Origin of the sequence: Salinisphaera dokdonensis CL-ES53, assembly GCF_040361215.1 — a bacterium.
Taxonomy (GTDB): Bacteria; Pseudomonadota; Gammaproteobacteria; order Nevskiales; family Salinisphaeraceae; genus Salinisphaera; species Salinisphaera dokdonensis.
Genome location: NZ_APND01000002.1, coordinates 267,416 through 281,938 on the forward strand (window position 1 = coordinate 267,416; position 14,523 = coordinate 281,938).

14 protein-coding genes are annotated in these 14,523 nt (G+C 65.4%); 3 read left to right on the forward strand and 11 right to left on the reverse strand.

Features of this window, described 5'->3' with window-relative positions; all coding sequences use genetic code 11:
* Positions 1-6: 6 nt before the first annotated feature.
* From SADO_RS07125 to ubiE, 4 genes are read right to left on the reverse strand one after another with little or no spacing between them, the layout of a single operon-like run.
* Positions 7-504, reverse strand: a complete 498-nt coding sequence (locus SADO_RS07125) for a GNAT family N-acetyltransferase (protein ID WP_353110456.1) — start codon at positions 502-504, stop codon at positions 7-9.
* Complete coding sequence (ubiB, locus tag SADO_RS07130; RefSeq protein WP_353110458.1) at positions 501-2,120, reverse strand: ubiquinone biosynthesis regulatory protein kinase UbiB; 1,620 nt, start codon at positions 2,118-2,120, stop codon at positions 501-503. Before ubiB ends, SADO_RS07125 begins: the two co-directional genes overlap by 4 nt.
* Positions 2,120-2,743, reverse strand: coding sequence for a ubiquinone biosynthesis accessory factor UbiJ (locus SADO_RS07135; protein WP_353110460.1), 624 nt, complete (start codon positions 2,741-2,743; stop codon positions 2,120-2,122). The genes ubiB and SADO_RS07135 overlap by 1 nt, the downstream gene beginning before the upstream one ends.
* Before the next feature lie 9 nt (positions 2,744-2,752).
* Positions 2,753-3,556 (reverse strand): bifunctional demethylmenaquinone methyltransferase/2-methoxy-6-polyprenyl-1,4-benzoquinol methylase UbiE, encoded by an 804-nt coding sequence (gene ubiE / locus SADO_RS07140; protein WP_353110462.1) that lies wholly within the window; start codon positions 3,554-3,556, stop codon positions 2,753-2,755.
* Positions 3,557-3,685: 129 nt separating this feature from the next.
* Between ubiE and SADO_RS07145 the strand changes: the two genes are divergently transcribed.
* Entirely contained in the window at positions 3,686-4,903 is a 1,218-nt protein-coding gene (locus tag SADO_RS07145; RefSeq protein WP_353110464.1) for a saccharopine dehydrogenase family protein, read from the forward strand.
* A gap of 62 nt (positions 4,904-4,965) precedes the next feature.
* Here the strand turns inward: SADO_RS07145 and SADO_RS07150 are convergent, their stop codons facing one another.
* The 6 genes from SADO_RS07150 to SADO_RS07175 all read right to left on the reverse strand — a co-directional run bounded on the left by SADO_RS07150 (position 4,966) and on the right by SADO_RS07175 (position 11,375).
* Positions 4,966-6,699: a phosphoethanolamine transferase gene (locus SADO_RS07150; RefSeq protein WP_353110465.1), complete on the reverse strand. Its 1,734-nt coding sequence runs from the start codon at positions 6,697-6,699 to the stop codon at positions 4,966-4,968.
* 84 nt (positions 6,700-6,783) lie between these two features.
* On the reverse strand, positions 6,784-8,070 hold the full coding sequence (locus SADO_RS07155) for a sensor histidine kinase (protein ID WP_353110467.1): 1,287 nt from the start codon (positions 8,068-8,070) through the stop codon (positions 6,784-6,786).
* On the reverse strand, positions 8,057-8,737 hold the full coding sequence (locus SADO_RS07160) for a response regulator transcription factor (protein ID WP_353110469.1): 681 nt from the start codon (positions 8,735-8,737) through the stop codon (positions 8,057-8,059). Before SADO_RS07160 ends, SADO_RS07155 begins: the two co-directional genes overlap by 14 nt.
* 4 nt (positions 8,738-8,741) lie before the next feature.
* The gene (locus SADO_RS07165; protein ID WP_353110471.1) at positions 8,742-10,337 is read right to left on the reverse strand and encodes an ArnT family glycosyltransferase; all 1,596 of its coding nucleotides are present in this window, start codon (positions 10,335-10,337) and stop codon (positions 8,742-8,744) included.
* On the reverse strand, positions 10,334-10,636 hold the full coding sequence (locus SADO_RS07170; protein WP_353110473.1) for a lipid-A-disaccharide synthase N-terminal domain-containing protein: 303 nt from the start codon (positions 10,634-10,636) through the stop codon (positions 10,334-10,336). Before SADO_RS07170 ends, SADO_RS07165 begins: the two co-directional genes overlap by 4 nt.
* Complete coding sequence (locus tag SADO_RS07175; protein ID WP_353110474.1) at positions 10,626-11,375, reverse strand: glycosyltransferase family 2 protein; 750 nt, start codon at positions 11,373-11,375, stop codon at positions 10,626-10,628. The genes SADO_RS07170 and SADO_RS07175 overlap by 11 nt, the downstream gene beginning before the upstream one ends.
* 237 nt (positions 11,376-11,612) lie before the next feature.
* Here SADO_RS07175 and SADO_RS07180 point away from each other — a divergent pair, with 237 nt between their 5' ends.
* Positions 11,613-12,371: a phosphatase PAP2 family protein gene (locus SADO_RS07180; RefSeq protein WP_353110476.1), complete on the forward strand. Its 759-nt coding sequence runs from the start codon at positions 11,613-11,615 to the stop codon at positions 12,369-12,371.
* On the opposite strand, the gene SADO_RS07185 is transcribed toward SADO_RS07180, so the two are convergent.
* Complete coding sequence (locus SADO_RS07185; RefSeq protein ID WP_353110478.1) at positions 12,356-13,885, reverse strand: right-handed parallel beta-helix repeat-containing protein; 1,530 nt, start codon at positions 13,883-13,885, stop codon at positions 12,356-12,358. The genes SADO_RS07180 and SADO_RS07185 overlap by 16 nt on opposite strands.
* 172 nt (positions 13,886-14,057) lie before the next feature.
* On the opposite strand from SADO_RS07185, the gene SADO_RS07190 reads away from it, so the two are divergent.
* The gene (locus tag SADO_RS07190; protein ID WP_353110479.1) at positions 14,058-14,495 is read left to right on the forward strand and encodes a DUF3465 domain-containing protein; all 438 of its coding nucleotides are present in this window, start codon (positions 14,058-14,060) and stop codon (positions 14,493-14,495) included.
* The last annotated feature ends 28 nt before the right edge of the window (positions 14,496-14,523 follow it).

The window sequence follows — 14,523 nt, forward strand, 5'->3', positions numbered from 1 at the left end:
AGTTGCTCAGTCCGCGGCCTGCTTGCGTGCAGGCCAGCACATTTCGAAATGGGTGGCCGTTCGGCCCGTCACTTCAAAACCATGGCGGCTGTAAAAAGCCTGCGCCCTTGGATTAGTGCGAAACACCTTGAGCGTGACCGCAAGGCCGCGTTGTTCGGCGTGCGCCTGCAGGTATGACACGAATGCCGAGCCGACGCCCTGCCCACGCGCCGGTGCTCGGATGACGATATTGGCCAGGTGCAACGAGGTTTCACGGGCCTGCGTCTGGATATAGCCCACGCCGACCCCGTTCTGCATGAGCACCAGCGGCGGCAGCGCCGCGAACAGTTTCCCGAAGTCGTTCCGATGCCAGTCCTCGTCCCAGGACCAGAGCTGCTCGATGTAGTCCCGATAGGCTTCGACATGCCAGCGATAGAGAATCGGCTTGTCGAGGGCATCGGCCACGCGCAGGGACAGATCGTCGTCGATCGGGCCAGCGGCGAGTGCCGTTTCGCGCGTGCTCACCCGCGCGAGGCGCGCACCCAGCAGCCGAAGCCAGCCAGGCCGCCAGCCACGCCCACCCAGGTCGGCGCCGGCGGGTAGATCACCAGCAACACCGCCGAAACCACCAATCCCGTGCCCACAACGGTCCAGCGCATCGCGCGGCGTGCACTACGCAGCTCGGCAGTGATATCGGTGAGCGCACGCTCGAGTTCGCGCGCTGCCGGATTGGTGCCCTCGTCGAGCCGCTTCATCAGTGTACTCGCCAGTCCCGGCAGGCCGTCCATGATCTGCGGCAGCTGATTTCTGAAGCGCTCGGCGGCGACCTTCGGGCTGGCGCGATGATGCATCCATTGCTCGAGTACCGGCTTGGCGGTCGCCCACAGATCGAGCTGCGGATAGAGATCGCGGCCCAGACCTTCGACGTTGAGTACGGTCTTCTGCAGCAACACCAGCTGCGGCTGGACCTGATAGCGATAACGACGCGCGATCTTGAACAGGCGTACCAGGAACAGGCCGAAGGAGATCTCCGCCAACGGCTTGTTCATGATCGGCTCGGAGACGGTACGGATCGCGCCCTCGAATTCCTCGATGCTGGTATCCGCCGGCATCCAGCCGGACTCGACGTGCAGCTCGGCGATCTTCCTATAATCCTGATTGAAGAAGGCCAGGAAGTTCTCGGCGAGATAACGCTGGTCGTCTGCGGTCAGCGAGCCGACGATGCCGAAATCCAGCCCCACATAGCGCGGCCGATGCGGCATGTCGGTCTGCACGAAGATATTGCCGGGGTGCATGTCGGCATGGAAGAAATTGTCGCGAAAGACCTGATTGAAGAAGATCTCCACGCCGCGCTCGGCCAGCACCTTGAAGTCCACGCCGGCGGCCTTGAGCGTTTCCACATCGTCGATGGGCACGCCCCGCATATGCTCCATCACCAGCACGGTCTCGGTGCTGTAATCGAAATGGATCTCGGGATGGATGATCAGGTCGGAGCCGGCCCAGTTGCGCCCCAGCTGGCTGGCGTTGGCGCCTTCGCGCATCAGATCCAGCTCGTCGCTGATGATGCGGTCGTACTCGGCCACGATCTCGACCGGACGCAGGCGCTTGGCCTCCGGATGGAACCGCGCAGCCAGGCCAGCCAGACGATAGAGCACGGCCACATCGCGGCCGATGCGCTCATGCACGTCCGGGCGCAGCACCTTGACCACCACTTCACGACCGGTCTCCTCGCCTTCGCGCGCGTGAAGTCGCGCCGCGTGGACCTGGGCGATCGACGCGGCCGCCATCGGCTCGGTCTCGAAATGCTCGAAGAACACGTCCAGCGAATGGCCGTAGGCGGCTTCGATCAGGCGCCGTGCTTCAGCGCCCTCGAAAGGCGGCACCTCGTCCTGGAGCTTGGACAGCTCCTCGGCCATGCCTTCCGGCAGCAGGTCGCGACGCGTGGACAGGGTCTGGCCGAACTTCACGAACACCGGGCCGAGCTCTTCCAAAGCCAGCCGCAGGCGGACATTCAACGGCTCGTCGAAGTCGCGCGGCTTGCCCAGCAGCCAGGTCGGTGCGGCATCGCCCATGATCTCGCCGAGACCGTAGTGACGCGCGGTCCGCAGAATCTCGAGCATGCGCCGGCTGCGATCGAACATCAGCGCGTTCCTTCCAGTCGGCGCACACGGGCCGCGAGGCGCTCGGCGTCATCGCGCAGGGTTTCGACTTCGGTCATGAACTTCTCGTGCTCCCAGCCGCCGATCACGTCGCGAGTCTCCTCGCGCAGATATTCGGCGGTCTGTTCCGGCAGCTCCTGCGCCGCGCGCGCAAACAATGCCCGTGCCTGCTTGAGGCCCTTGCCGATGAAATAGGCCGGCACCGGGCCAAGGCGCGCATCGATGAAATCGGTGAGATCGAAATCGACGCTGGCAAACAGATCGGCAAAGCGCTGGGCCACGCCGACATCGCCCTCGATCCGCAGCCCGCCACCGGTGATGCCTTCGCGCCCGCCGGAGAACAGGATGCGCCCGAACGAGCTCGCGGTGCCGGTCAGGCAGACATCAGCCTCGGTCTCCGGCGCGCCGCGCAGCTGCATGCCGTGGCTTTCGGCGATGAACACCAGCCGCAGCCCGAGATCGGAGAAACGCAGTTCCAGCGAACGCCCGGCGAGAGCGCCGCAGAGCGACAGCGCACGCGGATCGCTGCCCAGATAACGATTGAGCGCGATTTCGGCCGCGCCGAGAGCCGGCGTAGGCAGGCTACGCAGCGAGGAATCGGTCATGACGAAACCCTAGGGCGCGTAGCCGCGATGGACCGCGACAATGCCGCCGGTGAGGTTGTGATAGCCGCAGCGCACAAGCCCCGCGGTCTGCATCATCGACTTCAGTGTTTCCTGATCGGGATGCATACGGATCGATTCCGCCAGATACCGATAGGAATCCTCGTCGTTGGCGACCTTCTTGCCCAGCCACGGCAACACCGAGAACGAGTAGATATCGTAGAGCTTGTCCAGGCCCGGCACGGCCGGCTTGGAGAACTCGAGCACGATGGCGCGACCGCCCGGCCGGGTCACGCGATTCATCTCGGCCAGCGCAGCCGGCTTGTCGGTAACGTTACGCAGACCGAAACCGATCGAGACACAGTCGAAGCTGTTGTCGGCGAACGGCAGTTTTTCGGCGTTGGCAAGGCAGTAATCTATATTTCCGACCACGCCGCGATCCATCATGCGCTCGCGCCCGTTGGCGAGCATCGCGCCGTTGATATCCGACAGCAGAACGCGCCCGTTCTTGCCGACACGGCGCGCGAAACCCGCTGCGAGATCGCCGGTGCCGCCCGCCAGATCCAGCACCCGCTCGCCTTCACGCACCGCGGCCAGTTCAAGCGTGAAATGCTTCCATGCCCGATGGATGCCCATCGACATGAGATCGTTCATCAGGTCGTAGTTATCGGCGACCGAATCGAACACGGCGCCCACGCGGCCCTGCTTTTCGCCACGGGCGACGCGCTCGTAGCCGAAGTCGATGGTGCTGTCGTCATCGGGCGGGATATCGGATCGCGGCGTGCCGCGACCGGGGGAGTCGTCTTGCGGGACCATAACGGACCTGAGATTGAGGCTGCGGCAAGCTTACGCGAGCCACGGCAGGCGGCCAAGCAGCACCGCCCGCAACGGGTAATCCGCGTTGTCTAGTAGATTGGCCGCAACATTCGCACTGGTATTCACCGCATGGACAATCCTGCTTTCGATATTGTGGTTTTCGGCGCAACGAGCTTCGTCGGCCAACTCGTCTGCCGCTATCTCGCCGACCGCTACGGCGACAACGGCGAGGTGCGCTGGGCCATGGCTGGCCGTTCCAAAAGCAAGCTCGGCCAGGTCCGCAGCGAAATCGGCAATCCCGAAGTCGCAATGATCATCGCCGACGCCAACGACACCGATTCGCTCGAAGCCATGTGCAAACAGGCGAAAGTCGTAGTGTCGACGGTCGGCCCCTATGCGCTCTACGGCGAGGCACTGGTCGCCACCTGTGCTGCGAGCGGCACCGACTACTGTGACCTCACCGGCGAAGTGCACTGGATCGCGGCGATGCTGGCCAAATACGAGGGTCAGGCCAAGGCCAGCGGCGCGCGCATCGTGCACTGCTGCGGCTTCGACTCCCTGCCGTCGGATCTGGGCGTGCACTTCCTGCAGAAGCAGGCAGTCGAACGCTTCGGCGCACCCTGCACGCGGGTGAAGCTGCGCGTAAAAGCCATGCGCGGCACGTTCTCCGGCGGCACCGTGGCCAGCCTGGTGAACTTCGCCAAGGAAGTGCGCGCCAACCCGGCGCTGCGCAAGCAGCTGGCCAACCCGTACTCCATCTGCCCCGACGGCTATCGCCCGGAAGTACGCCAGCCCAATCCCAAAGGCGCGTCATTCGATAAAGACGCAAACAGCTGGATCGCGCCTTTCATCATGGCCAGCACCAACACCCGCGTGGTCCAGCGCAGCAACGCGCTGTCGAACCAGGCCTACGGCGCGGAGTTCAAATACGACGAGGCGATGATGACCGGGCGTGGCACCAAGGGCCGCCTCAACGCTTATGGCCTGACCGCAGGCCTGGGCGGGTTCCTGATGGGCGTGGCCCTCAAGCCGACCCGCGCGCTGCTGCAGCGCTTCGTGCTACCCGAGCCCGGCGAAGGCCCGAGCCCGAGCGCTCAGGAGAACGGCTTCTACGATATCCGCCTGTTCGGCACGACGGCCGCGGGCGACAAGCTCACCGCGAAGGTGCTGGGCGATCGCGATCCGGGCTACGGCTCGACTTCGAAGATGCTCTCCGAAGCGGCGATCTGCCTGGCCAATCGCGGCGACACCGAAGGCGGTTTCTGGACCCCGGCCACCCTGATGGGCGACGCGCTGGTCGAGCGTCTGCACGAACGCGCGGGCGTGACTTTCGAACTCGTCGCCTGAGACGCGTCTTACGATCGGCCCCGCATCCGGCCTCCGGGGGTGGGGCCGACAGCGCCGCCTGTTCATTGCCGCGAGGCATGCAGTTCGGTGCTCGCCGCCGCGTCCCGGCAGCCGCTGAAGATATCGGCGTCTGGCTTGTAGATCGACGTCCGCACCGCGAACAGCCCGAGCACCGAGTCGAACAGGTTGTCCTGCGAGTAGGCGTTGCCGGCGACCTGCGTCAGGCAGCCGCGATCCATGCCGAAACGCGTCGAGAACCAAGCCAGCGCGGGTACATGGGTCTGTACCGCCGGTGCGAGCGCGTAGGGAAAGCCGTGCAGGTAAAGTCCGCTCTCGCCCAGCGACTCGCCGTGATCGGAGAGATATAGCAACGCGGTGGCGTCCTGGTTCCGCCGGGCATCCTGGTCGAGCAGGCCGATGATCTGGTCGAGCACATGGTCGGTATAGACAATCGTATTGTCATAGGCGTTGATGATCGCCTGGCGATCGCAGTCCTGCGGCAGATTGCTTGAACACACGGGCGTGAAGCGCTCGAAGCGATCGGGATAGCGCTTGTAGTACTCCGGGCCGTGGCTGCCCTGCTGGTGCAGCACGACAAGCAGATCGCCCTTGGCGGCATCGATCCGCTCCTGTAATCCCTGCAGCAGGATCTCGTCGTGGCATTCGCCGTCGCCGCACAGAGCGGGGTCGTCCGTGTCGGACACATCCTCGCTGGGGACACGGGCACAAACGCCCTTGCAACCCGAGTTGTTGTCGCGCCAGAGCACGCTCACCCCGGCATGGGCGAGGACATCGAGCAGGCCTTCGGTATGACGGGCCTGGTACTCGTCGTAATCGCCGCGATCGAGCCGCGAGAACATGCAGGGCACCGACACCGACGTCGACGTGCCGCAGGAGGAGAATTTCGGGAAGTTGACCAGATCGCGCTTCGCGAGCCGCGGATTGGTGTTCCGCGCGTAGCCATTGAGCGAGAAATTGGCGGCACGCGCGGTTTCGCCGACCACCAGCACGACGACCCGGCGCGACGTTCCGACCGGGCGTTGCTGATGGGCGTCGCGACCGAGCGGCGCCACCGGCGTGTTGGCCGCTTCGGCGGTCTGCATCGCCGTATCCACCGCGGCATAGAGCGGATAGGTCGGGTTGATCAGATAGCGCAGTTCGCGGTGCTCACGCAGGACCAGCGAGAAGTCCTTGTAGTGCGCGTAGACGCTGACGCCCAACACGCCCACCGCGAGCGTCACGGTGAGCGCGCGAATGCCCAGCTCGCGCCAGAACGGGCGGTAGCGGATGCGCCATGCCAGCACGACAAGCGACGGCAGGATCGCGGTCAGCAGCAGGTGCCCCACCAGCCGCGCGCTGAACAGACCGGACGCCTCTGCGCTGTCGGTCTCGAGTACGTTGTGGATCATCGTGTCGTCGATGGCCACGCCGTAGACGTTCATGAAATAGCTGGCCAGCGAGGCGACGCACAGCAACGCGATGATCGCCGGCTTGAACAGATAACGCAGGCCGAACAGCGATACCAGCAGCACGAAGAAAGCGAGCATGGCAGCTGCCAGCGACAGGCCGAAACCCAAATTGCGCGCCATGCCGATATCGGCTGCCGCGATCACCGCTTTCCAGAACGCGGTATTCAGAAAGATCGCCAGAAACGCCGCCACCGCGAGCGTCAGCCCCGCAGTACCGCTTTCCGGGCGCGGCAACGCATGCAGAAAACGACGCAGGCGTGAAGAGAATTCTGGCGTGGTCGACGACATGGGCAGCGTGCTCGCGAGCGGATGGACCTGGAAGGCCAATCCTTGCGCGCGCGCCGTGTGCCGCCCGTCCTGCTGTCGTGGGTATTGCGTTAGATCGGGCGGATCGCTGCCTGAAACGCCCGACTAGTGGAAACGCAGATCGAAACGGGTGCCGGTACCGAGCGTGCTGCTGACATCGACCGTCCAGCCAAAGCGCTCACTGATGCGCTTGACCAGATACAGACCCAACCCCTGGCCCCGGCTGTGGGCACCGCGGAAACGCCGATCGAACAGCCGCGACAAGGCCGCCGGCGCGATGCCTTTGCCGTGATCGCGAATCGTCAGGCAGCCGCGATCCAGCACGATATCGATCCGCACCGTGCCGCCATGCTCGATGGCGTTGCGCAGCAGGTTGTTGACCACCGATAACAACATGCTCGCCGGCGCCGACACCTCGGCTTCGCCGCGCGCATCGAACACGATCTCGGGACACGGCTGAGCGGCGCCGGCAAACATCTCCTGCTGCATGGCAATCGCTTCGCGCACCACCGGGCTGACCGGCGTAATACAACGCTCGTCGGTCTCTTCGCGGGCAAACAGCAGCAGCGACTCAATCAGCTCGTGCATGCGCGCGGTGGCCGAGCGCGCCCGCATCAGGCGCGTGCGCGATTTGGTCGACAGGCTGTCGTCGCCGGCAAGCAGGTCGATGGAACTGATCGCGGTCGCCAGCGGCGTGCGCAGTTCGTGGCTGGCGTCTTCGGTAAACGCCTGCTCGCGGGCGACGAACGCATCGAAGCGGTCCAGCACGCTGTCGAACGCCTCGACGATCACGTCCAGCTGGCGATCACCGGTGGCGATACGCAGCTGCGGGCGTTGCTGGCCCGGCACCACACGCGACACCCGCTCGGCCAGGCCACGCACCGGCCGCATCACCAACTGGGACAGCCACAACGCCAGCGTCACCGCCAGAAACAGCGCGCCGAGGCCGACCACCCAGGCTACGCCGATCAGCTCTTTTTCCAGCCGTTCGACCGGGGTGAGATCAAGCAGCAGGTACAGACTCTTGTCGCCGATGTCGCGGCGCGTGGCGCCGTATTCGTACTCGGCGCCCGGCACCTCGACCTCGTGCGAGCGCCCGTCCGGCAGATGCGCCAGCGATGGCGGCAGGCTGGCCGTGTCGCCGCGCGGCACCACGAACACCTGCAGCCCCGGCTCGGTGACCTGCAGCAGCGCCGGGTCGCGCTCGTAAAGGGCCGCGATACGGTCCATGTCGCGCGAGAGCTCGCCGTGAATCATGTCGTCCTCGAGCACGTCGAGAAATTCGGACACGGCATAGACAAAGCCGCCGAGCACGACGAACACCAGCGCCAACATCGCCAGCAGAAAACGCGGCCGTAGCCCCAGCCGTGGCAGCAGCCTAGAGCGACTCATCGTCCGCCAGTCGGTAGCCTATGCCGTGCACGGTCTTGAGCAGCTTGGTCGGAAACGGCTTGTCGATGATGCCCCGCAGCTGGTGGATATGGCCGCGCAGCGCGGCCTCGCTGTCGGGCGGATCATCACCCCAGATGGCGCGCTCCACCGTGGCGGTGCGCACCACAGCCGGCGAGGCGCGCATGAGCAGTTCGAGCATGCGCATGCCGGTGGGCGTGAGGTCCAGACGGCGCCCGCCGCGACGCACTATCAGCGTGCGCAGGTCGAAGATCAGATCCGAAACCACCAGATGATCGGTCGCCCCGGCCGCTCGGCGCACCAGCGCCTTGAGCCGCATATGCAGTTCCTGCAAGGAGAACGGCTTGGTCAGATAGTCGTCGGCCCCGGTCTCGAAGCCGGTCAGGCGATCGCGCAGGGTATCGCGGGCGGTAAGCATGAGGATCGGCACGTTGTTGCCGGCATCCAGACGCAGCCGCTCGCATAGCGACAGCCCGTCGAGGCCGGGCAGGCTCAGATCCAGCACCAGCACATCGTAGTTGTTGACCGCCGCGAGATGCAGGCCGGTCAGCCCATCACCGGCATAGTCGACGATATCGCCCTGCTCTTCACAGTACTCGCCGATATTGGCTGCCAGATCGTCGTTGTCTTCCACGATCAGGATATACATGACGTCAGGCTCCAGCGTTCTGGGGAGCACGGCAAGCCGTACCGGGCGGCAGGCGGGTCGCCGCGAATTCGGAATCGTTATCGGCCAGCAGCGGCTCGAACGCCAGCCGCCGGACCAGTTCATGCCGCCTTTGCCGCGGATAGATAAGCAGCGTCGCCGCGCCTTGTCGACCAATCCAGTCGCAGACCGCGCCGATCGCCTCCAGACCCTTCACCGGCCGTTCGAGGTAGTACGAATAGTGCGCGGCGTCGATATCCCAGACCACGATCGGCATCTCCGGATCGACATGCCGCGATAACGATTCCACGAACACAAGCTCCTCGTAGCGCGCGCTGCTCCACAGGTTGGGCACCGCGCCACCCTGGAACAATCCCACGGCAAAGGCCGCCGCCACCAGCGCTGCAGCAGCCGGCGTCTGGCGGCGACGCAGCGCCCATACGGCACCAGCGACAAGCAACAGCCCGGCTGCAGCCATCAGTAACGCAGTCAGCCCGGCTTCATAGACCAGCCAGACGAGCGCCACGCCAACCACCGCGATCACGAGCCCGACACAGACCCGCGCCCAGGCGACCCGCGTGATCGCCGCCGCCAGCAACAACATCGCCGGCGCCAGCCAGGGCAGCATGTAGATCTCGCGATACTGCGGGCCGAGCGCAAACGCCAGCATCGCGAATACGATCGTGCAGGCAAGCAGCCCGGCCGGTCTGCGCCGATCGCGCCAGGCAAGCAGCACCGCGGCCGGCAAGAGCAACGCCCACGGCAGCCAGAGCATCGGCGCGCGCAGAAGATAGAACGGGGTGAACAACCGCCACGGATCGATGGTGAGCAACGCGCCGGACAGCTGCGAGTCGCCCAGCGTCTGGCCGCCGATCGCCTGGCGCAGCAGCAGATACCAGGGCACAACCAGTGCAAGCACGATCAACAGACCGCGCACGGGGCGCAGTCGCCGCCAGAGATCGACCGCGCGCTCATCGCTCAGGACCGCGTGCAGGCTCAGACCGAGCAGAAGAATCAGCGGCGCCTGCGGCCCCTTGGTCAGCGTCGCGAATCCGACGAGGACCCACAGCGCCCAGGCCCATCGTGCCTGCGTGGCCACGCTCGCCTGACGGCTGCCGACCCAGGCCGCGAGCACGGCCGTGGTCCAGAACGCATAGAGCATGTCGGGCCGCGCGTTGTGGCCGTACTTGAAGGCCGCCAGTGAGGCCACGCACAGCAGCCCGGCCAGCATCCCGGTGCGGCGATCGAACAGCCGTGTGCCGATCCAGAGCGCGAGCAACGCCACGCCCATCACGGCCAGTACCGAGGGCGCGCGTGCGATACCCGCGCCGACATGGTCCTGACCGACGAACGTTGCCATACCGGCCACTAGCCAATAGCTAAGCGGCGGCTTGGTCAGCCGGTATTCGCCGTTCAGGCGCGGCACCAGCCAATCGCCGCTTTCGAGCATGTTCTCGGCGGTCTGGGCGACATAGATCTCGTGGCTTTCCAGTGGAATCTCGCCCATGCCTCGGCCGGCCACGGCCATCGCGAGCAGCGCGATGACGATCACTGCCAGCCATGCCGCCGGCGCTCCGCCGGTCAAGCGAGACCGCACGCTCATGTCCCGGCCGGCGCTGATTCGGCCCGCCCGGCACGAATCAGATACAGATTGCGAGCATAGATGAACACGCCCGTGCTCTGGCCCAGAATGAACACCGGATCGGCCCGATAGATGGCGTAGGTGAGCAGCGTCAGACCACCGGCGATGCTCAGATACCAGAACGCGACGGGGATATGGCTGCGCCGCCGCCGTTCGCTGGCGATCCACTGCACCAGAAACCGGGCCGAGAACAGCGCCTGACCAAGCAGGCCCAGCCCGATCCACACGATGTCCTGCGTCTGTAACGCGTCAAACATCATCCACCTCGTATTCGATACGACAGGCACGCCGCTGCAGCCAGTACACGCCGGCCATGTCCAGCAAACCGGTCCAGAGCCGGTTGCGCACGCCGTACTTCGACCGCCCTGCGCGCCGTGGCCGATGCGCCACCGGCACGCTGATCACGCGCGCACCGGCACGCACGAACAGCGCCGGCAGGAAGCGATGCATGTGCCGAAAACGCGGCAACGCAAGAAAATCGTCGCGGGCGAAGACCTTCAGACCACAGCCCGTATCCGGGCAGCCGTCGCCCAACAACGCGCCGCGCAGGCGGTTGGCCACGCGCGACGACAGTCGTCGCAGGGCGCTGTCGTTGCGTGTCCGGCGCCAGCCGACCACGACACAGCGGCCTGCCGGGTCATGCTGACGATAGGCGTCGACCAGTCGGGCGATATCGGCCGGCGGGTTCTGGCCGTCCCCGTCCAGCGTCGCGATCAGCGGCGCTCGCGCGGCATGGATGCCGCTGGCGAGCGCCGCGCTCTGACCACGATTCCGCGGCAGACGCACGACGCGCAAGTTGGCAACACGCCCGGCAGCGAGCGTCAGCACCGATACGGTGTCATCGGTCGAGCCGTCGTCCACGGCGATCAGCTCGTAATCGATCTGCCCGGCAAGCGCACGCTCGACCTCGGTCAGCAGCGCGGCAACGCTGTCCTGCTCGTTGTAGAAGGGAATGACCACGGCCAGGGCCGGTGCCGTAAGGCAGTCGCGATTTGGCAAACGCTTCGATCCTCTTGCGTACCGGCCGACCAGGCGCGGCACGCTTTGCATGCACGATGCACCCAATTATCGACAGCGCGGATCGCACAGCTGTTAGCAGAGCGTTTGTTTTCCGTTGGTTGGCAAATCCTGCAGTGATTGCCCGGCTTTCGGACGCCCCACTGACGGCATGCCCACGTTTTCCGCACGCGGCCCGGGCGAGGCTCTCGCAGGTCCTTCGCCTCAGGCCTCATTGCCATGTACCAACCCTCCCGCGCTGGCCGCCGAACGGCCAGCGGTCACGCCTGCCGGGCGCCGCGCCCGTGGCATGACGACGCTCTGTTCGTATGCCCACTGCTGGCGCTGGTGCTTGGGCTACTGATCACGCAGGGACTCGATCTGGATCGTGTTTGGGCCGACCTGCTTTTTCGGCTCGAAGGCGGGCACTGGCAATTACGCCATGCCTGGCTCACGTCGCGGGTGCTACACGAATACGGCCAGCGTTTCTCCATCGCCTGGGGTGTCGGCCTGCTCGCACTGACCGCGGTGAGCAGCTGGAGCCAGCGGCTGCGCCCCTACCGGCGCGGGCTTGTCTGCCTATGCATCGCCATCATCACCAGTCTGCTGCTGGTGTCGCTGTGCAAGCATGTGCTCGCGCTGCCCTGCCCCTGGGACTTGGCGCGCTATGGCGGCGATGTCGCCGGCGCGACCTCCTATTCCCTGCATCCCGGCGAAGTCGGCGGCTGCTTTCCGGCCGGCCATGCCGCCGGCGGCTATTGCCTGTTCGCGCTGTTCTTCTTTGCCCGCCAGTATCCGCTGGGCCGGGCGATCTGGTGGCTGGTGCCGGGAATCGTGGTCGGCATCATCTACGGTCTGGCCCAAGAGCTGCGCGGCGCGCACTTCCTGTCGCACGACATGGTCAGCGCGGGCCTGTGCTGGTTCGTCAGCTATGCGGTGTTTCGGATCGGCCTCGCGCGGACCACGGACGATCGCCCGCGCGATCAGTCGTATTCGTAGGCGCCGACGTCCACCGCCCCGCCGTTGAAGCGCGGGCGGCCCTCGAAGTCGAGATCGCCGAAAGCGGAATCGCCGATATTCAGACCGGCGTCGATCGCGGCCGAACGGTGCCCCAGACGAAAATCCTGCACGGCGCGGGCGGCGACAAAACGCGGGTCCGCGAATAGCGAGCGCCGGTCGTTGCCGGTACCCCGTACATAGGCAGCCATGCCCTGGAAATGCTGTCCGCGCCATTGCCACTGGCCGGCCGAGCGCCCGCGCTCGGCATAGAACAGATTGTGGTCGCTGATCAGCGGCTGCGGGGTGGATTCGACGTAATAGTTAATGAACACCGCCTGCTCGTTGGCATAGACGATATTGTTCTTGAACAGGTTGTCGCGCGCGTTGTGCTGAATCACCACCTCGCCGCCCCAGCTGCGGGCGGTATCGTTGTGATAGAAGGTGTTGTGCACAATGCGGCAGCCCTCGGCGCCGCCGACATCCGGCGCGTAGCCGCCGATCGCCAGCCCCATCGAGCGGTTGTTGTAGATCAGGTTGTTGCGAACGAGCACGTTGCGGGTCGCCTTGCCGCCGTGCTCGCTGGCGAGTTCGATGCCGATATCGTTGTCGAACACACGGTTGCGTTCGATCACCACATCGCGGCCGCCATCCACATAGATACCGCCTGCCGCCATCTCGCCATCAGGGTAGGCACTGTTGGCGCTGGACGTGATGCCGTGAACGGTGTTCGAGGCGATCACGCCGTTGCGGGCGATATCGAAACGCGGGTCCGGGGCCATGCCCTCGTGGCCGATCACGTCGATGCCGATATTGTTGTTGTCGTGAATATGGTTGTGCGATATCTCGAAGCCGGTCACGTTGCCGTTCACAGATACCGACTCGCTGCAGCCGGTCTTGAGATACGCGATTTCGTTGCCGCGAATACGCACCTGCGACAACGGCTCCGGTGCCCGCCGACCATAGACCGCAATGCCCAGCGCGTTGCCCTTGCAGCCCGGCTGATGGGTCTCGATCCGGGTGACACGGTTGTCGAGCAACTGGATATGGCTGCCGGCGCCGGTGACGAAAACCCCCATCGGCACGGATTTATCGCTGGATCGGAAACCGGTCAGATGCAGGCCCTGGACCCGGACATGACTGCGATCGGCAATGGTCACCAGTCCCTGCTCGCCGCCCTCGACACGCAGGTCGCTGCCATCAATCACAGGCCGCTCGCCGGGCGCGTTGCGCAAGGTGATGAAACCGTCGCGGCGTGAGCCGGAACGTGGAAACCGCACGCGCTCCGGATAGCGGCCGTCGTGCAGATAGACGGTATCCCCGGGCTCGGCCTGGGCCAGCGCATAAGCGATCGTCGCCCACGGCGCGTCGCGGGTGCCGGCATTCGCGTTCGCGCCATCGGGCGCGACATGGAACTGGGCGGCATGGCTACCTGCCGTGATGCACAGACACAAGACCGCGGCCACAACGCCCTGAACCGTCAGGCGCAGCGGCGTCCATGAACGGTCTCGTCGCACATTCGGTATCGATCGCTTTGGCATGTGGTCCCGAGAAGGCGGCGAGGCATTGCCCGAAGCGGCGCGCCCGACTGTTCTAGCTATCGACCGCAGGCAGCCGCTCTTGATCGCGGACAGCCGCGCCGTACCCGTCTAGAGTAGCGTTCATCGGCCCACGACCCTTCGAACACCGATGAGGAAATACGGACTACTGATCGCTGCGGTGATTGCACTGGGCGTGGGCGCCGAACGTTTCGCGCCCCTTCTGGACACGCCGCCAAGCACGCAGGCCGCCCAAAGCGATAGCGCGATCAGCGACGCGTTTCGCGCCAAGGCCGAAAATCTCCCGGTACGCGGCCAGGGCAAGGTGAGCGCCGTGCTGCGCGATGATACCCGCGGCAGCCAGCACCAGCGTTTCATCCTGCGGCTCGCCGACGGCCATACCGTGCTCGTCGCCCACAATATCGACCTCGCCCCGCGTATTCCGCAGTTGCAGCGCGGCGATATCGTTCGCTTCAAAGGCGTCTACGAGTGGAATCCCGAGGGCGGCGTGGTGCACTGGACCCATCACGATCCGGCCGGGCGCCATGCCGGTGGTTGGCTGCGCCACAACGGCCAAGTGTATGAATAAGCGGCCGGAGCACGCCCGCCTACCGTCT